Genomic DNA, 22,805 nt, shown 5'->3' with positions numbered 1-22,805 from the left:
CCTGAAGGTTGCCCGAATAAGGCCCAACCCGAATTTACGCTTGCCTTCACCAAATTTTCTTTCAATCCGCTGGAGTTTTTTTCTATACATTATTTCCTGTTGGCGGTAAAACGCATTGATGAAAAAGAGTTGGCGATACTCATCCTTGCTTAGAAGAGATAGAGAACCGTTGGAAACAAGGTTTTCAATGATTCCCAGATTACGTTTAACATGACCCAACTCTTTACCATTAACTTTCCGGATTTTCCTTGCGCCGGTTTTGCGTTGTTTGGCGACAGAAAGATCGTTCTTGCAGGCTCTTTTCCTGTAGGTCCGTGGCTTTTGTAGCTTTCCTTTATAGGGCTCATGCAGCACATCAATGATATGTTCCAATTTCTCCCGGGCTTTATTCAAGAGTCCGAGATCTGTAGAAATTCATTTCAGATTTCCATACTGTGGAAAGGTTACAGGATAAAATAAATGTTTAGAGCTAAGCTAAAAGGTTCACGCTATTAATAGCTGTAATAAAATGGCCCTGCAGTTACTGGACAAGCAATGATAAAATAATAATATCTGAAACTTTCGGAGGGAGGAAAAATGAGCCAATACTCCTATTTCTATCAGTTTCTTGCGCCAGTGTCGAAAGAATTGGCTTCTTTGGCAAATGAATTAGAGAAGACTGTTTTTACGAGTCCGCGTATGATGCTAACCCATTCAAGAGTGTATGTCGAAAATATTTTAAAGCCGGCGATGTAGGCGGAGCATTTGTTGGAAATCCCGCAAATGACCTTAATGGATAGAATCGTCATTTTAGATCAAAATGGATACCTGACACCAGAAGTTCGGGATGCCCTACATACAATTCGGAAAAAAGGGAATGAAGCTGCGCACGATGCCCGCATGTTCCGTCTTTCCGAAGCTCTGTTGTCTTGGGAAGCGTTGTATTCGGTAACAAGGTGGTTCATTGAAGTATATGGACCTGTGCAACTTAAAGTGCCGGATTACAAGGATCCTGTACCAAATTTAGAACAACAAATTGAAATCGCAGAGCTTGCAATAAGAATAAAAGAAATAATAGAACGATTAAATCATCCAGAAGAAACAGAAAAGGAAGGGAAAGACAGATCGCATAAAGAATTGCCAGGCTTTACAACTGTGTGGACGATTACATACAAAGACCATTCACTTGATATCCCATACTTTTTGAGAGATGCCTTTTTACTTCCACAGCGGTTCCCAAAATCAGAAACTTTCCTGATCCGGCTTGGTGCCGTTCAGCAGGCACGCATCATGAGCGAATTACCAAATGACCTTGAAGGTCTTCATCGCTACGTAAAGCGATATAACGACACAAATGATAAAAACTTTTTTGATGAGTTAAAGATATACGTTGAAGAAGAAAAAGCACGGAGAAAACTTATTGTGCAACGACCTGGGGAATTATTTTTATTTTTTAAAGCAGATCATATCATTGTGACTGAAGATTTAGCGTCCGTTCCCATTACAAATGAGGAATTTACCGGCTTTCCAAAATTTATTGAGCAGTTAAATCAGGATGAAATTTATACCGTGGGCCAACTTCCGCAAGAACTTGTTATTCTTGCAAAATATGAAAGTGTTGGCATTGGAACAGTAGAAAAACTTTTTAATCAGTTAAAAGAAAAAGCAAACGCGAAACAATTGGTCTGATCTTAGTGAATTAGCATAAAGGGGCTTGGAAAGATGCCAAGAGGGATTCTTGATAATAAACAAACCGGTTTGGTTGGATTTGTACCGCTCACTATGCCTTGACAATGATAAAGTGGAAGAGAATCTATACCGCCTGTTTTATGAGGAAACACATGAAGGTAAAGATATGGATGAGTACAAAGCGTTGCTGGAAAAAGCAACAGATGAAATTGTCAGCAAAATGGACCAACAAATGACCATCAACATTTTAGCCTGGGTGGATTGGATAGTTTGGTTACAAGCGAAAATATAAATTTACAGGATTTCGAAATTGTTTCTTATCTCATCGTTAAGTGAAGAAGGATGATTCGGTATGACTACGGCAGCCTTTTATAAAAAAATCGGGCTTGAAGAACGGATCCCCGCTTTGAAAAGAAAGCTGGATAAGAAACTGTTTTATGAACAAGCAGACCTAAGTCCAAAAGAAAAAAATGTACTGGCAAAACAAGTTGAGCGTATTGAACTGACTTATTTGTTAACACCAGCTACGATCTATATCCAGCTTTTTCATAATGAAGAATATCAACATGAAGGCATCATGTTTATGACCGTACAACTACGAGCACAAACGACAGAACAACAAATCACTGTGCTGGAAACAATGATCCATGGTGCTTTGCCAAATCCTGTCATCCTTACATTGTATTGGATGATAGAATCGTTGTCAGCTCGTCTATGAAGAGGCTTAATAAGACCGACAAGACGAAAACAGTTCTATTGGGGATTCACAAAACGCCATGGTTTGATCCGGAAGCAGAAAACGATTTTGAATCAGATTTTATCCAATCCATTCATTTGATCAATATCAATTTCTCTAATTTTTATGAAGCATATAAAGATCTGGACCGAGCAGTTGAAGCTTTTCAATATGCCAATCTAATTGGCCGGTTTCAATTGATAAAAAATGATGAAAAGCAGGCGAAGCACAAGGAAAAAATTCAAGAAATCGAAAAACTGGATGAAAAAATCCATACGCTGAAAAGCAAAATAAAAAAAGAAACGCAATTTAACAAAAAAGTAGAATTAAATATTCACATTCAGAAACTGAAACAGCAATTAACGAAATTAAAAAGAGAATTAACAAAGTAGGTGAAAGAAAAAATGGAGAAACTTGATGGAAAGTCTCTGGATATCACGCAAGAAAACATCAAGAAATTAAAACAGCTTTTTCCCGAAGTCGTAACAGAAGGAAAGATTGATTTTGATAAATTAAAACTTATTCTTGGAGAAGAAATTGAAACGGCGAAAGAAAAATACGAGTTTACTTGGCACGGAAAAGCACAGGCATTAAAACTCGCCCAAACTCCTTCGACAGGCACACTACGTCCTGATAAAGCATCTAGCAAAAACTGGGATACGACAAAAAATCTTTATATTGAGGGGGATAACTTAGAGGTATTAAAGCTTTTACAGAAGTCATATTTTGGGAAAGTGAAAATGATCTATATTGATCCACCCTATAATACGGGAAATGACTTTGTGTATAAAGATGATTTTAGGGATAGTATTAAAAATTATAAAGAAGTGACTGAGCAAGTTACAAAGTCCAATACTGAATCAAATGGCAGATATCATACAGACTGGTTAAATATGATGTATCCACGGTTAAAACTGGCGAGAAATTTATTGGCGGAAAACGGGGCAATTTTTGTAAGCATTGACGAAAATGAATTTGCAAACCTCAAATCACTGCTGAATGAAGTGTTCGGCGAAGACAATTTTTTAACGGCCCTTTCCATTAAACAACGGCATGAAGACCGGATCCTAAAAGGCGATAAAGACTTCCATGAAGTGGTTGAGTATTGTTTAATCTACAGGAAAAGTAGCAGTTATAAACAATTCAAAAAGAAAAAAGACAATTCTTCTATTGAAGAATATGTTTATTCCATTACAGAGCTGGAACCTCCGGCTGAAGTGATCGAGATGGGTAATAAAAAAGTGGAGGTCTTTACGCCTGCCCAATATCGATTAGAGAAACTGCCCGCATCGAAAAAAAACTTAAAAAGAATCAGCATCCGCGGCTCGTTAAAAGAAGGAAACAGCAGCGGGCGGTTTTATATGAAGTATTTAGACGGCATACCGGATCATTATGGCTGGCTGTACAAAGTTCCGGATATGGGCAATGACCGCTATCCTTACCGGTATTTTATGCGCCCACTATCCGAAAAAATCACGAACGGCGTTTATTTCCAGGGCGTCCCGCTGGATAAAGCAGATTTCATTGAAGTGCCGTATGCCAATTTTATTGATATGGTGGACACTTTTAATAATGTCGGCTATGAGGGGGATGTGCCGTTCCGCAACGGCAAAAAACCGATTAAATTTTTACAGCATCTCTTTACTTTAGCAGGTTTGGAAAACGACAAAAACGGCATTGTTCTGGACTTTTTCTCCGGGTCAGCCTCCACGGCCCACGCGCTGATGGATTTTAACCTGAAAGATAACGGTAGGCGCAAATTTATCATGGTCCAGCTTCCTGAATTAACTGATGAAAAATCGGAAGCTTATAAAGCGGGTTACAAAAATATATGCGAAATTGGCAAAGAACGTATCCGTCGTGCCGGGGATAAAATAGTAGAAGAAACAGGGAAGACTGATTTAGACATTGGTTTCAAAGTATTTAAACTCGATTCCTCAAACGTGAAAACATGGGATCCTGAGACGGCAAATCTTGAGCAGGATCTGTTTGAACTTCAAGATAACATTAAATTCGACCGGACCCAGGAAGATTTACTGTATGAAATTTTATTAAAGATCGGGATTCCGCTTACTATACCGATTGAAGAAGTAAAAGTGAATGAAAAAACAATTTATAATGTCGGGTTTGGTTCAGTCCTGTTATGCCTGGAAAATGAAATTGATTTAGATCTGGTTCATAAAATCATCGAACTCAAGCCGGAAGATTTTGATTCAAAAGTGATTTTCAAAGAAACCGGTTTTCTGAATGACTCTGTCAAAACAAATGCCATTCAGACATTAAAGAAAAACGGGATCACGGACGTAAGGAGTGTGTAAAGGATGAAGCTTCAATTTCAATCCGACCTTGCTTACCAACTTCGTGCGATTGATTCTGTTGTCCAAATTTTTAATGGCCAGCCGGTCCGTCAGTCTAATTTTACCGTCTTTTATGGTGAAGATGCCGGCATGATTCAAACGGATTTAGGAATTGGCAACCGGCTTGACTTAACAGCTGATGAAGTTTTAAAAAATGTTCAGCAAGTGCAAATGAGAAACGGCCTTCCAAAGAGTGAAACTTTAGATGGAATGAATTTTACAATTGAAATGGAAACAGGGACGGGTAAAACATATGTTTATTTACGAACCATTTATGAGTTAAACAAAAAATATGGGTTTACAAAATTTGTGGTTGTCGTTCCATCGGTTGCCATCCGTGAGGGCGTTTATAAATCTCTGCAAATGACGGAGCAGCATTTTCATGAACTGTATGACCGACAGCCACTTGAATATTTTATTTACGACTCGGAAAAACTTGACCGCGTACGCAGTTTCGCCACGGCAACTGCGATTCAGGTGATGATCATTAACATCGATGCATTCCGCAAAAGTTTTGAGGATCCAAAAAAAGAAGATAAAGCCAATGTTATTCATCGTCCTAATGACCGCCTGAATGGCTATCGCCCAATTGAATTTATTCAACAGACAAACCCGATTGTAATCATTGATGAGCCGCAAAGTGTAGACACGACACCGAAATCAAAAGAGGCCATTGAATCGCTGCAACCTATGTGCACCTTGCGCTATTCGGCAACACATGTAGATAAATATAATATGATTTATCGTCTCGATGCTGTCGATGCGTATAATGAAAAACTCGTTAAAAAAATTGAAGTAATGTCGATTCGTTCGGAACCGTCTTTTAATGTACCGTACATTAAATTGCTTGAAGTAAGAGAACGCAAAGCCAAAGTCGAATTAGATGTGAATAAGAACGGAAAAGTAAAGCGTACAGCAAAAACGGTGAAGTATGGGGATGATCTGTATGATATTTCCGGTGAGCGGGATATCTACCGGAACTACCGTATTGAGCAGATCGATTGGGCAGAAGGTAACGAATCAATAGAAGTAAACGGGAATATTTTGAAAATTGGTGAAGCCCTTGGCGAAATCGATGATGACACGATCAAACGATATCAAATTCATAAAACGATCGAAGAACATTTGGATAAAGAACTGCGTTTGAATCCTCGGGGCATTAAGGTATTAAGTCTGTTTTTCATCGATAAAGTGGCCAATTATCGGGACTACGACAAAGATGGGAATCCGGTAAAAGGCAAGTATGCGGTCATGTTTGAAGAAGAATATCGGAAATTAATTCAGAAGCCAAAATACCGCACGTTGTTTAATGACATTGATGTAGATATCGACGTGGAAAAAATCCATAACGGCTACTTTGCTCAGGATAAAAAAGGAAAATTAAAAGATACAAAAGGGAATACGCAGGCAGATACGGATGTATACAGTCTGATCATGAAGGATAAAGAACGCTTGCTTAGCTTTGATGAACCGCTTCGCTTCATATTCTCCCACTCTGCTTTACGGGAAGGCTGGGACAATCCAAACGTCTTTCAAATTTGTACACTGAAAGATTCGGGCGGCACATATGTAAGTAGAAGACAGGAGATTGGCCGCGGCCTTCGCCTGGCGGTTAACCAAAATGGCGAGCGGGTTTCCGATTACAATGTGAACACATTAACGGTTATGGCCAATGAATCTTATGAAGAATTTGTTGCGAAGTTGCAGTCTGAATTGGAAGAAGAAACATCTGTAACATTTGGGAAAATTGAAAAACACGCTTTTGCAGGCCTAGTGTATGAAGAGGCAGAAACAGAGGAACCGGTACCTTTAGGTTACGAACGATCCGAGGAGCTTTATGCATATTTAAAATCCCATGATTACATCAATGACAAAGACAAAGCAACATCCACATTAAAAGAAGAGCTTGCCAATTATCAAATCAATATCCCGGAAGCATTCAAACCTTGGCAGCCGGTGATTTTAAAAGAATTAAAACGCATAACCGAAAGTTTGCCGATACGGGATGCAAGCAATAAGAAACATGTAAAATTAAATAAAGAGGTTATCAACAGCGAAGCATTTCTTGAACTGTGGGATAAAATCAAATACAAAACCGTTTATTCTATTGATTTTGATAGCAAAGAATTGATTCAAAATTCAATCAGAAGCATACAAAAAATGAAAAAAATTGATAAAATCCGGATCATTAGTCGAAAAGACGCCATTTCATCCATAGATAGGGTGACCGGTTTGCAAACGGTGGTTGTCGGAGAGGGATTTGAAAATTATGTCACAGTACAGCAGCCCCTGCCGGATGTCATTACGGAACTGCAAAACCGTACAAACTTAACACGAAAAACAATAGTACGGATATTGACTGGGTGCAAACGACTGGGAGATTTTCAAAACAACCCACAAAAGTTTATTGAGGAGATCACGAAAATCATCCAAAAAGAGATGAAGCTGATCCTTCGTGACGGAATTAAATATTACAAGATGGATGATGACTACTATGCAGTAGAGCTTTTTCAAAACGAAGAACTGCTGGCTTATTTAAATGATAACGCAGTTGAAAGTACGAAATCCCCATATGACCATGTCATTTATGACTCGGATATTGAAGCAAGATTTGCAAAACGGTTTGAATCCGATGAACATGTTAAAGTGTATGTAAAATTGCCGGATTGGTTTAAAATCGACACACCAATTGGCAGCTATAATCCGGACTGGGCTGCCGTCATCAACAAAGATGGAGAAGAAAAATTGTATTTCGTATTGGAAACGAAAGGAACGGATATTGAAGAATTCTTACGCCCGACTGAGCTGGCAAAAATCGAGTTTGCCCGCAAGCATTTTGAAGCAATTGATACGGATGTTCGCTTTGAAGGACCAGAGAATGATGTCAGTGAATTTCTTTTGAGAGTTTCAGGGAAATAAATGGTTTTAGGCTAATCAAAAGCTATAATTGTCTATGATTAGCCTTCTATCAATTTAAAAATTGACAGTAATATATTTTGTTGTTTTAAACACCAATAGATTCAATTTTAGGTGTGTAATATTTTTTACATTGATTAGCTTATCGTGTCATGGTCAGGGTACATGTATTGAAAAGGTTTAAGGGAATGAAATATTCCATAAGAATATCTCTTTTCAATCTGGAAAAGTCTTATAGGAGAGTTGAAAAATGACGATACCGGACTATCAGACATTTATGTTACCATTTTTACGGATTTTAGGAGATGAAAAAGAACATACACTAAAGGAAATATACGAAAAGCTCGCTAATCTTTTTGAATTAACAGATGAGGAAAGAGAGGAGTTATTACCGAGTGGACCAATAAAATATAAAAATAGAATAAGTTGGGCTCAAACATATTTGAAAAAAGCGGGTTTGTTAGAAAGCGCTGGACGAGGAAAGTTTTATATAACACAGCGTGGCATAGATGTTTTAAATGAGCATCCTGATAAAATAGATGTAAATTATTTGGAACGTTATAAAGAGTTTCAAGAATTTCATGGAACTGATAACAGCAGCAGCCAGAATGAAGATGATTACTCATTGCCCAGGTCGATTGAAACAAATCTTTCCCCTGAAGAAAACCTATACAAAAGTTATCAGGATGTAAGAAAAGGTCTTATATAAGAACTTTTACAAACCGTAAAGAGTTGTTCGCCAACTTTCTTTGAAAAGTTAGTGATCGATTTACTGCTAGCAATGGGATATGGCGGTACCTACGATGATGCAGGACAAGCGATAGGTAAAAGTGGAGATGATGGGATTGATGGCATTATTAAGGAAGATCGATTGGGTCTAGATGTTGTATATATTCAAGCAAAGAGATGGGAAGGACCAGTTGGAAGACCAATTGTACAAGCATTTACTGGGAGTTTTGAAGGTAATCGAGCTCGGAAGGGTGTATTAATCACAACTTCAAGATTCACGGAAGAAGCTAAGGAGTATGTTAAAAGGATTGAAAAACGAATCGTTTTAATTGATGGAAAAACTTTAGCAGAGTTAATGATTGATTATAATATTGGGGTATATAAGAAAGCCGAGTATATTGTTAAAAGTATTGATTCCGATTATTTTGACGCAGAGTGAAAATTATGTAAAACTCGAATACTTTTATAGTTGGTGACAGAATTGTTCAAACAAACCCGTAGCTGGTCAAAACCTGAATATAAAGATCTAATTGGCAGGAAGAAAGTAGACTGGTCTATTTTTAGGATTGGTACCCAAATTCCATATGATTTTTGGGAAGATTTCGATAAGGCAAATGGCAATCAGTCATTGAAGGTTGGGGAAAGGGTACCGATTCATTTGCTAATTAATGGACAGACCTATCAAGCGCATTTGGTGAATCGTCCAAGAAATGATGCGTCTACATCATCCTTACAATTGCGCTATGATGAAAATAAAGCATTACAAGATTTATTAAGACAAACCTTTAAAACTTCTTATCAGTTTTTAAGAAAAAACCGGAGTGATACAGAGAAAAAGCCGATTCAAGTGCCGGATGAATTGGCGGAATATATCGATTTTTACCAAACCAACAAGCCATTTGTTTATCAGGTGATTTTTCAAACCCATGACCAAAAGAAACCCAAACCTTCTTTTTGGTGGGTGAATCAAGGGAAAACACATCACGAAGAAAAAGAGGGATCGTTCCTTTGGGTGCCACAAAAATCCCAAAGAGATACCATCATGCATCACCATATCAGATTGCTAGAAGCGCATGAGGGAGATATTGTTTTTTGTTACTCAGAAAAAGAGGTTAAGTCTGTTGGAATTGTAACCAAAGAAGCTATTGAAGCGCCGAAACCTTCTGGAATTAAAAGCACGGAATGGCAAGAAGATGGTTACTTACTTGGTCTTAACTATTTTGATTTTGTTCCAGCGATTCAAAAAGATGAAATTCCGCTTGAGTGGCGGATCGAAGAAAGAGGACCTTTTAATGTAAAAGGGGATTTGAATCAAGGATACTTTTTCAATTTATCAGATCATTTTGTTTATCAATTATTTGATTTGTTCGAGGATCGATTTCCAAATGAAGTAAATAAAATGATCAGCCCATATTCGCCTTCTCAAGAAGCGCCGGATATAAAGGAGTCTCCTAAAATGTACATACCCGACAACGACCTCATCATCCACATTCATCACTATATCACAAGCAAAGGCTTCTTCTACACCAAAACCGAAGTTGCTAACCTTTATCTCTCGCTTAGGACGAAGCCTTTTGTTATTCTTTCCGGTATTCCGGAACAGGAAAAACAAAAATGGCAATGGTTTGCGGAAAGTCTTGGTGCAACAGAACAAAATGGGCAATTTACGTTAATTCCGATTCGGCCGGATTGGAATGATGGTTCGGGCTTGCTTGGTTACACGGATATCAAGGGAGAGTTTATAGAGGGGCCGTTAACGAAAGTGATCAAAAGAGCTGAGGAGTATCCGACCTTGCCGTATTTCGTGCTACTAGATGAAATGAACTTGGCGCGGGTGGAGTATTATTTCAGTGATATTTTGAGTGTGGTGGAAAGTCGAAGATGGGAAGCGGGAGAGAACATTTCTTCCAATCTATTTCCAAAAGATGAAGGATTGAACCTGACGCTGCCAATTAATCTCTACATTATTGGCACGGTCAATATGGATGAAACGACCCATCCGTTCAGTAAAAAAGTGTTAGACCGCGCGAATACGATCGAGATTAATCGGGTGGAGTTAGACCATTTCAGCTTCCTGGATGCACTCGAAACGGTGGAGCCCATTCCAATCACACAAGATCGGTTGCAATCCAAATATTTATATTTGAAAGATGTTTTTCAAGTACATCGTCAAATGGTAGAAGATGCGACCCAAGTTTTAGTCAAAATCAACAAGGCATTGCAACTAACCAATGCACAAGTCGGTTACCGTGTGCGGGATGAGATTTGTTTTTACTTGGCGTATAACGAAGAAGACCATTTAATGGAATTTAATGAAGCGTTGGATCACTGCATTTTGCAAAAAATCTTGCCACGGATTGCAGGGAGTGATTCAAGATTCGATCGGATGCTGAAATCCCTTTTTACCATTTTTACAAATAAACAATATGATGAACCATCGGAAGAAGACATCGAAAATGCAAAGTATCGCATGAGTGCGGAAAAAGTTGTTGAGATGCTGAGGAGGCTTGAAGAAGATGGCTTCACTTCCTTCTGGATCTCGTGATGATGTCGAATTGGTCAAAATCGAAACTTGCGATTTTTCGCTTGTGATCAAAGAGAAGCCGTATCATGAACGATTTGAAGGGCTGAAGCAATATTGGAAAATGGATTTCCATGATACGATGCGGTTTTTCGTTCAAGGGAAGGAAGTGCAGGACATTCAAGTGTTTGATCTTGTTGTACAAAAGCTCACGCCTAGCCTCGAAGTGCGGCCGATTTTTTTCGAAAATGGTATTTATCAAGTTATCATTGTACCGAAAACTTTACTTGCGTTATCTTTTTATCATGAGCATCCGCTGTTGAGACAAGCTATTTCGCCAGTCAAAATCGGAAGCCAAACCATTTTAATGGGAAATCTGCAATTTCAAAATGAAGTGGGGGTACACGACTTTTGAAATTCGCTCCGGTGATGAGAAACTGCTCGAAGTGATGCTCGAAATTTTTCCAGTGAAGCTGGATTATAAGAAAGATTACTTGAAGCTTTTAGAATAAGTGAGCGATGAGATTTACAACTTGGCCTTTCATTTTATACGAAAAACCTATCTCAGTGCTAGGCTAAAGCTTGACGGTTCTAAGACCGAATACTTTCGTTTGATCAGCAAGCATTTTCAGCAGTTTATCCAGGCAGTTTCACGGATTGAACGCCAGCCCCATCACCAGTTGCAAAAAACTTACGAAAGGGCAAGAGGCTATCAATTAACAAAAATTGATGCAGCCGTACGAAACAATTTGCGGAAGCATCCGCAAGTGTTTGTTGAAGTGGCTCGTGACATTTCACTTGGCCATAAAGTCGTCATGCCGACAAAAGGGCTTCGGATCAAGAAAACACTCACGTATGACACGATTGAAAACCGCTATGTGAAGTGGATGATGGAGCGGCTGACGCATAAATTGATAGACTTAGAGAATGCGATTTTAGTAGAAAATAAAAAGTGGAGGGGAGAGCCGGATCCGGATTTGCTTGAAAGAATTGACAACATGACCAAATTGAGAAATGCTTTTTGGCTTGGGATCGGAAAGCTCGACCACTCGGTGATGAGTTTGGTCATGCAGATGGCGCCGGGATACCGGGATGCCTTACAAATTTTTCTCAACGTCTCAAAAGGACTGATGTTGCATGGGAAAATCTATCAAATGTCTGTGAAAGATGTAGCGACACTGTATGAATATTGGACCTTTCTTAAGCTGGGGCAGATGCTTAGCCGCAAATATAAGTTGATCAGCCAAAACGTTGTCCAAGTGAATCGGGATGGACTGTTTGTGAATTTGGAAACGAATCGCCAGGCAGAAAGAGTGTATGAACATCCGGTTACAGTGGAGCAGATCATTTTAACGTATCAGAAGTATGAGGGGGATTTGCCGACGATTTCGCAAAAGCCGGACACGATGCTGCAAATCCAAAAGAAGGGCAAGGACTACACGTTCAATTACATTTTTGATGCCAAGTACCGGATTGATTACGCGCAGGAAGGCAGCTACTACGGGACGCGTTACAAAACGCCGGGCCCAATGGAAGAAGACATTAACACGATGCACCGTTACCGGGATTCGATTGTGGCGGCAAACGGCGGACCATATGAAAGGACGGCATTTGGCGCCTATGTACGTACTGCGGCGTAAAAACACATTTGCTTGCAGTGTTGACAATAAGCAAAACCTGGTTTTTATAATTCGACAGCGATTCTTCTTTGTTTCCAGTTAATCTCTCAAAAGGATAATCATAAATGGACATGTGCAAGTCTCCCATCAATAGTCATTTGCCTTACTCAAACCGCCAAACACAATGGCTTAAATTGTCGTATCGGTAGCTTCGGTGCAAAAGCACGGCTTTTTTCCGGGCGTCGCCTGCCCCCATGGCGTAAAATATTGGGAGGAAATGTTCTGCTCCGTATGGCGGGACAGCGAGCTCCGCCAATGGGGCGAGGGTGTCATAGTTGAAAAGGGACTCCGTATCCCATGCTTTCAGATGTTTTTCCAGCCACTTATCAAAATCGACCGCCCAATCGTCTGCGGCATTTTCGTCCGAAGCCATATTGGCCATTCTCAAATTATGGACTGTGCCGCCGCTCGTAATGATCAATATATCTTTTTCTTTTAGGGCGGACAGCGCCTTTCCGATCTGGTAAGCCTGTTGCGGCAGGATTTCCGGGTTGACGGACATTGCTACAACCGGGATATTTGCGTCCGGATACATGAGGTGCAGAACCACCCATGCGCCATGGTCCAAACCACGTTCATTTTCCACCCTGTAGGAAATGCCGCTTTCCGCTAATAATTTCTCGATTTCCTTTGCAACCCCTAACTCGCCCTTAGCGGGGTACTGGATTTCATACAATGCATCCGGAAAACCATAAAAATCATAGATGGTGGAATATTGTTCAACTTCACTGACCTTTTGTTCATAAGATGCCCAATGTGCAGAAAAAATGACGATGGCTTTCGGGCGTGGCAATGTTTGTGCAAGTTCTTGCAGGTACTGGGTGTATTCGTTTTTTTCAATCGCCAATAATGGGGCGCCGTGCGCGATGAATAAAGAAGGCAGCATGTTTTTCACTCCTGATTTAATTATTCTGCTTTTTATTATAGGATTTTCATGCAAACAACGGAAGAAAGATACCTCGTACCGGAATATTTCGTTTTGCATTCCCCATACTAAACATAAAAGGAGGGAAACGCATGCCGAAACGGACGAAGAAAAACGATGCGGCGCAGAAGAACAAAGAGGGTTTTGACTCCGCAAAAACAGACGACGAGTTCTCAAGGGAATTGCAAAAATTAGGCGACGGGGCCGGAAGTGCAGCTGCAAACCAGATCCATAAGGAAAAAGCGAAAAAAGAAAAATCATCCAAAAACCAGGGCCAGTGGAAAGGAATGCATTGAAAGAAGGGGCAGCTCCAAAATGGTTTGGAACTTCCCCTTATCGTTATTTTTTCAATGACTGCGAAGCCAGCCATTCCATAATGGTAGTTGTTTTTCCGTTTATAACCATTTGCACTCATTATGGTATACGTAGATCCAAGACCAGTGCCCGTTATATTCATAAGGGGTACCGTCTGCATTTTTATATGACCCTGATGTATCATGGACGTCATCAAACAGCGATAAGTATACATTCTTTGCACCGGCTTGAAGCAAACGGTTATAGGTTGGGATAGAGTAATTTGCCGGTGGCAACGTTGTATCTGTTTTAGCAGCAGTAAACCACGTTGGTGTTTTCATGATGTTTTGAATATCTGCATTTGTAATTAAAGAATCATTCAGGCCTTCACAAGTAGGGAAAGCCGCTGCGAAGTATCCCGGATAATCACGGATTAAAAGCATTGTCATATAGCCGCCGTTTGAGTCCCCGCCGACATAAATTCTGTTCGGATCAATGTCTTTATGTTTTGTAACATAGTCTTTTATGAGGGACATCACTGCTGATTCATATTTTGATGTTCCATCAGCTTTTCCGGTTAATCCATCCATCCAAAAGGTTCGCGCCTGCGGAATCAATACGTAAGCGCCGCCAAAATAGGACTGTGTCTTTTTGGATGCAAAACTGTCCGCTTTATTTGCTGAGATTGGATTAGTTGGATCCGTACCGCCCTCGCCGGCACCATGAAGCCAGAGGCATAAGGCAATGTAATATCGCCGTAAGTCGCTTTTCCCGTATCAAATTCGTCTACGAGGATTCTTTCTTCACCTGCCAATTTCTTGATAACCAATCCTTGAATGGTTCCAGCTTTTGTTATAATCGCTTTTTGCTGGGTGATGGTATAATTATAGTCAATCCAATCGTTAAATCTTGTGCCCGCGGCATCATAATTCAGGGCAGAGCCTAAAGTATCATCCGGGGCGATTTTCATTTCCAGCACAACATATTTTCCCATTTTTGCCGGATGTCCGCATTTGTCGGAAGCATAAGCTTTTGTAACGATACGGTCGCCTTCTTCCAAAAATAGCGTAGCCAGCCTTTCATCACTTCTGACCACATGGACTTTGAATGTATCGGTTGACACTGAACCCTGCGGAACAGGTTTTCCAAGGTCTGCAATGACTTTTGTAATGGCTGCCCCCCAATCTTCAATTTCAATGATGGACCGGTAAGATGTAGATGGTGTTTTGATTTCCTTTGCAAAGGTATCTGTGTTGAAAGAAAGACTGAGTACAGCTGCTGTACCAACCAGCATAAAAGTTTTGAGCCATTTTTTCGCCTTTTTTATCATGGCTTTTGTCTCCTTTTGCTGAACATACAGGGACATGAAAATTTTATTGTGATCATGTTAGCGCATGATAAAATACCAGTAAACTAATTTTCTGCATCTTCACGCTTATAGGTCCGCCTCTAGCAAAACCAAACTTTAAAATTTTTTCACCCCCCTGTTATGTAAGTATTTTTATATTTGTACAATTATTGTGAAAAATCTTTATTTAAAAGTTAATGGGCATATAGTAGTGAATAGTATAGGAAATTGTAAGCGATTTTCTAGAAAAAATAGGCTGTCACATAGAACAAACAACCCATTCTGCTTCATTTTTATTGATACTTCCTCCTATAATTCCCCAGCGCCAGAAGAGGAAAAATGTAGCGGTAGCTGTGGTAGTGGATGTAAAATCCGCCGGCCATGCCCTGCCCTTTTGGGTATTCAGTTGTCCAGTCACGTTTCGCAATGGATGAAAGCAAATACGTGATGCCGCGATTGATTTCTTCTGCCGGCCGGTCCAAAACGGCAATTAGCGCGTCGAGTGCCCATGCGGTATGTGTGAGGGTGCTGTGATGGAGCGGAATATAGGTTTGATGGATATCGCTCAGGCACGATTCCCCCCAGCCGCCCGGAGAGACGAGCGGGTTATGGATTTTCCAGTCCCCGTACTGGTTGTGCTGGCGGGTGAACAAATAACGGTTGGCCGCTGCAACGGTTTCATCTTCCGGGGAAACGCCGGCGTTTTGAAGCGAATAGCTGATGAGGGCGGTATTCCAAACGTTGGCGGTTGTATATTGCATATGGGGTAACCCGCCGATTGTCGTTTTCATTGCCAGCAATCCTTTCACGGCATTTTGGATGATCGGGCCGTTTTTAAAATGGCCGAGCGACAGCAAAGCGAAGATCATTAAAAAGGTGGAGCTGAAATAGCTGTAAAAAGTGCCGTCCGGTTCGATCCGCCCGAGCATATATTTTTTTGCGCGGTCAAGTGCTTCAAGATGCAGTTGTTCCGGAATTTCACTTAATTTTTTCAGCTCTTTCTCAATAAACTTGAGAACTTCCTTGCTCCCCGGCCACAGGTACTGCGGGGTTTTCTGCGAAAATAAATCGCTGAGGTCTGGGCTGCCCGCCATTTTCATGCTGAATTTCAGGGAAGCGAGAATCATGATCGGGACCAGATTCGCCCGGCCGAATACGGAAAAATGGTAGAGATTGATCGGGCAGGAAGGCGGTAGTAAGATCATTTCAACCGGCAGGGGGGAAACGGCCGGCCATTTGTACTGTCCGGTAATGGCGAGCATGATTTTTGTAAACATGCCCGTGTTTTCGATCCCCCCGCTCTCTAAAATGAAAGTTTTAGCGGAAAGCAGCCTCGGATCGTCCCGTTTTACGTATCCCGAAGCGAGCAGTGCGTAATAGGCTTCAAGCGTTGACGAGATATTTCCCCCGTTTTCTTCGTCGGCAAAAAGCTTCCACGCCCCTTTTTTAGATTGCCTGCTTAAAATTCTTTGGACAAGCCCTTGGATTAATCGCTCTTCATGAACAGCTAATGTCCGTAATAAAATGATCGTATATGCATCCGTCGTTATACCGGTCTCAAATGGATAGGCCCACGAGCCGTCAGGGGACTGGTCTTTTTTCAGCTTATCGATGATCCATTTGATCCCTTTGTCCGTGTTGACCATTGCACCACCAAATCCGAAAATGATTTTTTTTACAAGGCACCGGGAAAAAACACCGGTTGAAAGAATTAAAGCGGCATTGAAGAAAACTACGGAAAAGCCTGTTGAATTAAAAAAGGGGGAAGCGATTTTAATTCAGCAAATCCGCCGGCACACTGCAGAGCTGAACACGAATAATGTGACAAGAACGAAAGCGTATCTTGATTTTTATCATCTTCATCCGGAAATTCATTGGGCATTTCTCGGGCATATGGTGTCGCGCAACGGCGGATGGAGTATGACGGATTTAAAAGGGGAATTGCTTTCACGGTTATTATCGGAAAAAGATAAGCAATCGTTTTTTTGCTTTTTTGGAACGCGGGAACTGGCTCATATTCCAGGATGTGTATCCGCAAATGCTGCTGTACCATGAAAGCATGAGGCAGGGCCGGCCGCTTTTTCATTTGCTGCCGTATTTGCATGTGTCATTTTTCATGGAAGCGGTTTGGCAGGATTATTGGACTTTTCGCGACAATGCGCTTCTTGCCATCGCGATGGTCGTCAATGAACAGAGTTATTTGGAGAAACGGGTTGTCAAAAATGCTAAATATCAAAAAGAAGTGCTCAATACCATCGAGTTTAAGCTGCAAGATATGTTTTTATTTAACCAAATCTTGTTCCCATATGAGGAGGGTGGTGGACTGCAGCTGGCGGGGCAGACGCTGCACGCGTTCGGGTCTTTAGAGGAGCGCATTTTATTGGGAAAGCGGTTGTATATGATTTTGTTTGGAAACATGGAGCGGCACGGGCGCATTGAAAATTGGGCGCGTCGCCATCCGCACACCGGGTCGCGGAAAGATTACTGGCCGGAGATTTTCAACAATATCCATGAGGGATTGCCCGGAAAATATCAGCTGAAGTTAAAAGCATGCAAATTGAAGCCGGGAGCTGCAAGGATTTACAGCCCGGAGCTGGAATATGCCTGGAAAAATGTGAGCCATCCGGAAGCGGAGCCGGGAGACTGGTATAAAAGCTGGGATGTGGCAGACATGTTGGGGCCGCTGCATGAACCGGTTCAGGGGGAGATTTTTCGTGAATATTGCAAAACATTGGAAAAACTCGAACTCGCGGTCCTTGCCAAAAAGGTGGTTTCGACCCGTGAAGCGTAAATATATTTCAACAATGGTATTTGCCTCTCTTTTAGGTACGTATCTGGATCTGATTTTTGCCAGCCTGCATTTCTATGCGTTTCCGAGCCGCCCGTTTCCGAACGTATGAAGGGTTGGCAGAATCTCATGGATTTTTTGTTCACGCACCCCAGTGGAGCCATCTTTATACTTTTTTCGGCACGATTCTCTTTTTACTTGCCATTACTGCGTATAACAGGTGGGTGTGATGTATCCTGAACCCTACCTCGGATAGGTTCGTGATCATCAACGTTGATCACGAACCTGGCTTTTTAATAAAAAAATGAAAAAGAATCCATTTTGATGAACATTTTTTCAAAATGGATTCTTTTTCTTTGCGGCAAATTTGGTTGTGATCGTTACCAGCTGCAATAACATCCGGCAGACTATTTTCCGGATGTTCCCAAAATATTACTTGGAATCAGCAGGACAACTTATGATCCTAATCAATTTTTATTGACAGATGCATCATAAATAGACTTTACTGCTTTTTCCAAGGCTGCATTAAATGCTTCAGCCGTTTGGTCAACATTCAGGTCTTCGGTTAATGCTCTGGAGAAACTTGCGATGATTCCATCATTCTCCTTCAATTTCTTGTTGGCTTCTTCGCGGGAGTAGCCGCCGGAAAGTGCCACAACGCGGAAAACACGCGGGTGTTGGACCAACTCTTTATAGGCATTTGCAGACGTAGGAATCGTTAATTTCAGCATCACGTTTTCATCTTCAGATAAAGCATTCAGATGGTTCAGCAGTTCGACTTTTAATAGTTCTTCGGATTTTTCTTTGTCTTGGCTGTGAATATCCACTTCCGGTTCAATAATAGGGACTAAACCAGCTGATATAATTTGTTTTGCAATTTCAAATTGCTGATCCATGACTGCCTTAATACCTTCTGGATTCGCTTCTTTAATGACCGAGCGCATCTTTGTACCAAAAATATGATGTTGATTTGCGCGCTGGAGCAGAGTATCTAAATTCGGAATCGGCTTCATAAGTTGTACGCCGTCAGCAGGTTCGGCCAGTCCTTTATCTACTTTTAAAAAGGGAACAATGCCTTTTTTCTCAGCTAAATATTCAGCAGTATACATTCCTTCAATTTGGCGATCCATTGTTTGTTCGAATAAAATGGCACCAAGGATGTATTTGGAGTCAAAAGCCGGAGAAGTGATAATCCTTGTCCGCATTTGATGGATCAGATCAAACATTTCTTCCTCAGTTGTATATGCCTCTTTTGATATGCCGTAGTTTGCCAATGCTTTAGGAGTACTTCCTCCGCTTTGATCAAGAGCGGCGATAAATCCTTTTCCATTCTTGACTTTGTCGAATTGATTTTCCCTCATTTTTTCTACTCCTTTGCAATGTTTTTGATTGTTTCTTTTTACTTCATCGTACAATAAAGTGAAAGGAAACCTTCTATAGTAAGAATAACACCGGAATGGCGAAAAAATAAATTCAGAGACATATACAGCTATAAAAACAAAGCCAAATGAAGTGTCAACGGATCTGAAAAAACATCTCATGACCTGTTTGATTACAAAAAGAGAGCGGGAACGGTTTTGAAAAAGCGTCTCAGGACCATTTCGGTTACAAGAAGAGAGCGGGAACGGTTCTGATAAAACTTTTCAGGATTATTCCGTTACTAAAGCAAGGCAAAACGTTTCTTTTATATAAAGGCTTAAGCCCGCAGCCTTTTCCAAAAAATAAGGCTGCACCTCGTAAATGGCCGTTTTCCAATCGGCCCGCACAAACCCGCTTTTGCCCCTTGCCCCTACATATCGGGCCCGTTTTGCTTCATCACCGGCAATATTGGTTCAGGCCGTTACCGGGTCATGGACTTTTCGCCCGTTCCGCTTTCCATAGTTCATAAAGATCGCCGCGGATGTAAGGTAATTTAATTTCACACGGTTCGGGCTGTATGTATACCAGGAGAAGCTCGCTCCCCGTGGGCATCCGCGCGGTTCGTATTCCGGAAAGTCGCTGCCTGTTGTCGGGTAGTCGGTGGCCTGCGTTTCGGCTGTAATGATGCCGTCCTTAAATTCGCCGGATAACACAAAAATTTGTCAATTGGAATAATTTATAACAGATTTATAGTTTAAAAGTTAAAGTGACCGCTCACTTTTTATTGACGATTAGTGGCTGAAGTGGCAAGATAATAAGTGAGTCATTACTCATTATCTTCAGGAGGTTTTGGTGATGGAAACGACGATCTCCATTGAACAGGTAAGCAAAAGTTTCGGGAAAAAACCAGTTTTAAACGATATTGATTTGAGGATTGAGAAAGGCCGGATCTACGGTTTTATTGGTCCTTCTGGGGCTGGGAAGACGACACTGGTGAACATGATTGTCGGCATGGAAAAACCGGATTCCGGAGAGATTCATGTGCTCGGCCAAAAAATGCCGGATCTCGGCATACTGCAGAAAATCGGCTATATGGCGCAGTCGGATGCGCTGTATATGCAGCTGACCGGGAAAGAAAATCTGAAATTTTTCGCATCGCTTTATAAAATGGGAAATGCGGAACGGAATGAACGGATCGCATATGCGGCGGGGCTTGTGAATTTGCAGGATGACCTGAATAAAAAAGTATCTGCTTATTCCGGCGGGATGAAACGGCGGCTGTCGCTGGCGATCGCGCTTATCCAGGACCCGGAAATCCTCATTTTGGATGAACCGACCGTCGGTATTGACCCGGAACTGAGGTTCAGCATCTGGAATGAATTGCTCAGGCTAAAAAATGAAGAAGGCAAAACGATCATTGTTACGACGCATGTCATGGATGAGGCGGAAAAATGCGACACGGTTGCGATGATCCGGGAAGGGAAAATTTTGGCGGGCGGCTCGCCGCAAGCTTTAAAAGAGATGTACAATGCGGAAGATTTAAATGAAGTATTCCTGAAAGCGGGGAGGGAAACGAAATGAGGACGGCTGCTTTGATCAAAAGGATTTTGCTTGAAATGCTGCGCGATAAGCGGACGCTCGCCTTGTTGTTTGTCGCGCCGCTTTTGATTTTGACGCTCATGTATTTTTTCTTTAGCGGCAATACGACCGACCCGAAACTTGGCGTCAGCCATGTGGACAAAAGCCTTGTGAAGGTGCTGGATAAAGCGGATATTAACGTCAAACACTATAGTACTGTAAAACATCCGGAAAAAACGGTGCTTGGCTACAGTCTGGACGGCTTGCTTCAGAAAAAAGATGGAGCGTACATCCTCACTTTGCAAAACAGCGACCCGACTTCCGCGAAATCGCTGCAGATGAAAGTAAAACAGGCAATCGCGGCGGGAACGCAGCAGCAACTGGCAAAACAAATCAAAGCGGAGGCGCAAACGATACAAGGCGCGCAGAAAATCATTGCCCTGCAAAATCAGGCACAACAGATTTTAATGAAACAAACTCCCGCGCAGTCGCCGGCCATTGTAAAAGTGCAGCAATTAGAAGAACAGGTGCAAAAAACGAAACAAAATTTGCCAGCACCGGTAAAAGTGAAGATGGCTAAACCGAATGTTTCGACAAAATATGTATACGGCAGCAGCGATACCGTGTTTTTTGATGTGTTGAGCCCGATCCTTGTCGGTTTCTTTGTATTCTTCTTTGTCTTTTTAATCTCGGGTATCGGGCTTTTGAAAGAGCGGACATCAGGAACCCTTAACCGCTTGATGGCAACGCCGGTGAAACGGGGTGAGATCGTCATGGCATATTTGGCCGGTTTTGGGATTTTTGCCATCATTCAAACGGTCATTGTCGTGTTGTATTCGGTGAATGTTTTGGATATGGTGCTCGCCGGATCGCTTTGGCATGTCGTGCTGATTAATTTAATGCTTGCATTGGTCGCGCTCTCCCTTGGTATATTGTTATCGTCTTTCGCGGCATCCGAGTTTCAAATGATGCAGTTTATCCCGATCGTTGTTGTTCCGCAAGTCTTTTTCTCGGGCATCATTCCTTTAAAGGGGATGGCTGATTGGCTGCAGGAACTGGCGAAAGTGATGCCTATTTATTACGGCGCCGATGCTTTGAAACGCGTGATGTATGAGGGATTGGGCCTCGGCGATGTTTGGAAAGACCTGCTTGCTTTGGCTGTTTTTGCGGTTATTTTTATCATTCTTAATATACTCGCTTTAAGGCGGTACCGCGCGTTGTAAGGGGGTGGACGGCATTGTCGAAATACAATTTGTTGGAAGCGATGAAAGCACAAGCGAAACCGGCTCTAAAGCTGACGGATAAAAAGCAAAAAATTATGGAGACAGCGGTTGCTTTGTTTGCGGAGAAAGGGTACTCCAATACGCCGACAAGTGAAATCGCAAAAGCGGCCGGCGTTGCGGAAGGCACGATTTTCCGGCATTTCGGCACAAAAGACAATTTACTGGTGGCCGTGATTGTTCCTTTTTTGAAAGCGTCGATTCCTTCGATGGCAGAGGAGCTTTTTACAGAGTTAATGTCGCATGATGTTTTCTTTTTTGAGGATTTTTTGCGGGAACTGGTCCGGGACCGGTTAAACTTTGTAAAGGAAAACAAAGAAATTTTTCAAATTGTGGTGAAAGAGTTTTTATATAATGAAGAAATCCGGAACGAGCTTCTTCCTTATTTTGTGGAAAATATAGGGGGCCGGCTGATACAGGTGATCCGCGTTTTCCAGGAACGGGGGGAACTGGTTTCCCGACCAGCTGAGGACATTGCAAAGCTGGTCGTTACCTGTATTGCCGGATTGTTTGTTTCCAAATTTGTCCTGATGCTGAACGGAACGGCGGATGAAGAAGCGGAAATTGAAACTATCGTGCGGTTTGTGATGGACGGTGTGAGAAAGCGGGAATAGTGTATCTGGTGCT

Annotated in this window: 19 protein-coding genes and 6 pseudogenes; 18 read left to right on the top strand and 7 right to left on the bottom strand. The window is 41.6% G+C overall.

All coding sequences use genetic code 11. The features are described from left to right. Nucleotides 1–408: pseudogene (locus BpJC4_RS12625) on the bottom strand (hypothetical protein); the annotation flags it as partial. Nucleotides 409–576: 168 nt separating this feature from the next. Here BpJC4_RS12625 and BpJC4_RS16670 point away from each other — a divergent pair. The 12 genes and pseudogenes from BpJC4_RS16670 (at nt 577) to BpJC4_RS16975 (ending at nt 12,567) form a co-directional block, all read left to right on the top strand. Continuing rightward, nucleotides 577–735, top strand: coding sequence for a hypothetical protein (locus tag BpJC4_RS16670; protein WP_253693844.1), 159 nt, complete (start codon nt 577–579; stop codon nt 733–735). 12 nt (nt 736–747) lie between these two features. Continuing rightward, nucleotides 748–1,668, top strand: a complete 921-nt coding sequence (locus BpJC4_RS12620; protein ID WP_253693840.1) for a DUF4145 domain-containing protein — start codon at nt 748–750, stop codon at nt 1,666–1,668. 49 nt (nt 1,669–1,717) lie between these two features. Then, the gene (locus tag BpJC4_RS12615; RefSeq protein WP_151697984.1) at nt 1,718–1,960 is read left to right on the top strand and encodes a hypothetical protein; all 243 of its coding nucleotides are present in this window, start codon (nt 1,718–1,720) and stop codon (nt 1,958–1,960) included. A gap of 60 nt (nt 1,961–2,020) precedes the next feature. After that, nucleotides 2,021–2,796 (top strand): annotated as a pseudogene (locus BpJC4_RS17155) (DUF4391 domain-containing protein). Nucleotides 2,797–2,808: 12 nt separating this feature from the next. Beyond that, nucleotides 2,809–4,722 carry a site-specific DNA-methyltransferase gene (locus BpJC4_RS12600; RefSeq protein WP_151681294.1) on the top strand — a complete coding sequence of 638 codons (1,914 nt, stop codon included), beginning with the start codon at nt 2,809–2,811 and terminating at the stop codon, nt 4,720–4,722. Nucleotides 4,723–4,725: 3 nt separating this feature from the next. Next, nucleotides 4,726–7,680 (top strand): type III restriction-modification system endonuclease, encoded by a 2,955-nt coding sequence (locus BpJC4_RS12595; RefSeq protein ID WP_061577776.1) that lies wholly within the window; start codon nt 4,726–4,728, stop codon nt 7,678–7,680. A 247-nt stretch (nt 7,681–7,927) separates the two neighbouring features. Continuing rightward, on the top strand, nt 7,928–8,386 hold the full coding sequence (locus tag BpJC4_RS16995) for a winged helix-turn-helix domain-containing protein (protein ID WP_308690205.1): 459 nt from the start codon (nt 7,928–7,930) through the stop codon (nt 8,384–8,386). A gap of 30 nt (nt 8,387–8,416) precedes the next feature. After that, nucleotides 8,417–8,845: pseudogene (locus BpJC4_RS16990) on the top strand (restriction endonuclease); the annotation flags it as partial. Between the two features lie 42 nt (nt 8,846–8,887). Further along, nucleotides 8,888–10,951 carry an McrB family protein gene (locus BpJC4_RS12585; RefSeq protein ID WP_151697985.1) on the top strand — a complete coding sequence of 688 codons (2,064 nt, stop codon included), beginning with the start codon at nt 8,888–8,890 and terminating at the stop codon, nt 10,949–10,951. Next, nucleotides 10,923–11,342, top strand: a complete 420-nt coding sequence (locus BpJC4_RS16985; RefSeq protein ID WP_308690203.1) for a hypothetical protein — start codon at nt 10,923–10,925, stop codon at nt 11,340–11,342. The genes BpJC4_RS12585 and BpJC4_RS16985 overlap by 29 nt, the downstream gene beginning before the upstream one ends. After that, nucleotides 11,317–11,976, top strand: a pseudogene (locus BpJC4_RS16980) (DUF2357 domain-containing protein); the annotation flags it as partial. The gene BpJC4_RS16985 and the pseudogene BpJC4_RS16980, both read left to right, overlap by 26 nt. Before the next feature lie 6 nt (nt 11,977–11,982). Beyond that, nucleotides 11,983–12,567, top strand: coding sequence for a nuclease domain-containing protein (locus BpJC4_RS16975; RefSeq protein ID WP_308690214.1), 585 nt, complete (start codon nt 11,983–11,985; stop codon nt 12,565–12,567). Here BpJC4_RS16975 and BpJC4_RS17150 read toward each other — a convergent pair. Together BpJC4_RS17150 and BpJC4_RS12570 are read right to left on the bottom strand one after the other, a co-directional pair. After that, a complete protein-coding gene (locus BpJC4_RS17150) occupies nt 12,470–12,679 on the bottom strand; it encodes a hypothetical protein (RefSeq protein WP_371862182.1) in 210 nt (69 codons plus the stop codon). The genes BpJC4_RS16975 and BpJC4_RS17150 overlap by 98 nt on opposite strands. 30 nt (nt 12,680–12,709) lie before the next feature. Then, nucleotides 12,710–13,492, bottom strand: a complete 783-nt coding sequence (locus BpJC4_RS12570) for a DODA-type extradiol aromatic ring-opening family dioxygenase (protein ID WP_151681293.1) — start codon at nt 13,490–13,492, stop codon at nt 12,710–12,712. A 131-nt stretch (nt 13,493–13,623) separates the two neighbouring features. Here BpJC4_RS12570 and BpJC4_RS12565 point away from each other — a divergent pair, with 131 nt between their 5' ends. After that, nucleotides 13,624–13,827, top strand: coding sequence for a hypothetical protein (locus tag BpJC4_RS12565; protein ID WP_151697981.1), 204 nt, complete (start codon nt 13,624–13,626; stop codon nt 13,825–13,827). Between the two features lie 43 nt (nt 13,828–13,870). On the opposite strand, the pseudogene BpJC4_RS12560 reads toward BpJC4_RS12565, so the two are convergent. Both BpJC4_RS12560 and BpJC4_RS12555 read right to left on the bottom strand, forming a co-directional pair. Beyond that, nucleotides 13,871–15,155 (bottom strand): annotated as a pseudogene (locus tag BpJC4_RS12560) (prolyl oligopeptidase family serine peptidase). A gap of 311 nt (nt 15,156–15,466) precedes the next feature. Beyond that, a complete protein-coding gene (locus BpJC4_RS12555) occupies nt 15,467–16,819 on the bottom strand; it encodes a prenyltransferase/squalene oxidase repeat-containing protein (protein WP_151681291.1) in 1,353 nt (450 codons plus the stop codon). Between the two features lie 76 nt (nt 16,820–16,895). On the opposite strand from BpJC4_RS12555, the gene BpJC4_RS16970 reads away from it, so the two are divergent. Further along, the gene (locus BpJC4_RS16970; protein ID WP_308690202.1) at nt 16,896–17,228 is read left to right on the top strand and encodes a DUF2515 family protein; all 333 of its coding nucleotides are present in this window, start codon (nt 16,896–16,898) and stop codon (nt 17,226–17,228) included. Continuing rightward, on the top strand, nt 17,212–17,964 hold the full coding sequence (locus tag BpJC4_RS12550; RefSeq protein ID WP_371862181.1) for a DUF2515 family protein: 753 nt from the start codon (nt 17,212–17,214) through the stop codon (nt 17,962–17,964). Before BpJC4_RS16970 ends, BpJC4_RS12550 begins: the two co-directional genes overlap by 17 nt. 464 nt (nt 17,965–18,428) lie before the next feature. On the opposite strand, the gene BpJC4_RS12540 is transcribed toward BpJC4_RS12550, so the two are convergent. After that, nucleotides 18,429–19,322: a fructose bisphosphate aldolase gene (locus tag BpJC4_RS12540; protein WP_151681290.1), complete on the bottom strand. Its 894-nt coding sequence runs from the start codon at nt 19,320–19,322 to the stop codon at nt 18,429–18,431. A 333-nt stretch (nt 19,323–19,655) separates the two neighbouring features. After that, nucleotides 19,656–20,015: pseudogene (locus BpJC4_RS17145) on the bottom strand (hypothetical protein); the annotation flags it as partial. A gap of 160 nt (nt 20,016–20,175) precedes the next feature. On the opposite strand from BpJC4_RS17145, the gene BpJC4_RS12530 reads away from it, so the two are divergent. The 3 genes from BpJC4_RS12530 to BpJC4_RS12520 are packed head-to-tail and all read left to right on the top strand — an operon-like array spanning nt 20,176 to nt 22,792. Next, entirely contained in the window at nt 20,176–20,901 is a 726-nt protein-coding gene (locus BpJC4_RS12530; RefSeq protein ID WP_151681289.1) for an ABC transporter ATP-binding protein, read from the top strand. After that, entirely contained in the window at nt 20,898–22,121 is a 1,224-nt protein-coding gene (locus tag BpJC4_RS12525) for an ABC transporter permease (protein WP_151697980.1), read from the top strand. The genes BpJC4_RS12530 and BpJC4_RS12525 overlap by 4 nt, the downstream gene beginning before the upstream one ends. A gap of 14 nt (nt 22,122–22,135) precedes the next feature. Continuing rightward, nucleotides 22,136–22,792 carry a TetR/AcrR family transcriptional regulator gene (locus BpJC4_RS12520; RefSeq protein ID WP_151681287.1) on the top strand — a complete coding sequence of 219 codons (657 nt, stop codon included), beginning with the start codon at nt 22,136–22,138 and terminating at the stop codon, nt 22,790–22,792. Nucleotides 22,793–22,805 lie beyond the last annotated feature (13 nt).

The organism is Weizmannia acidilactici, from assembly GCF_008974185.1.
Taxonomy (GTDB): Bacteria; Bacillota; Bacilli; order Bacillales; family Bacillaceae_C; genus Weizmannia; species Weizmannia acidilactici.
Note: the sequence above shows the minus strand (reverse complement) of the source record. Positions and strands in the feature narration are given on the sequence as shown.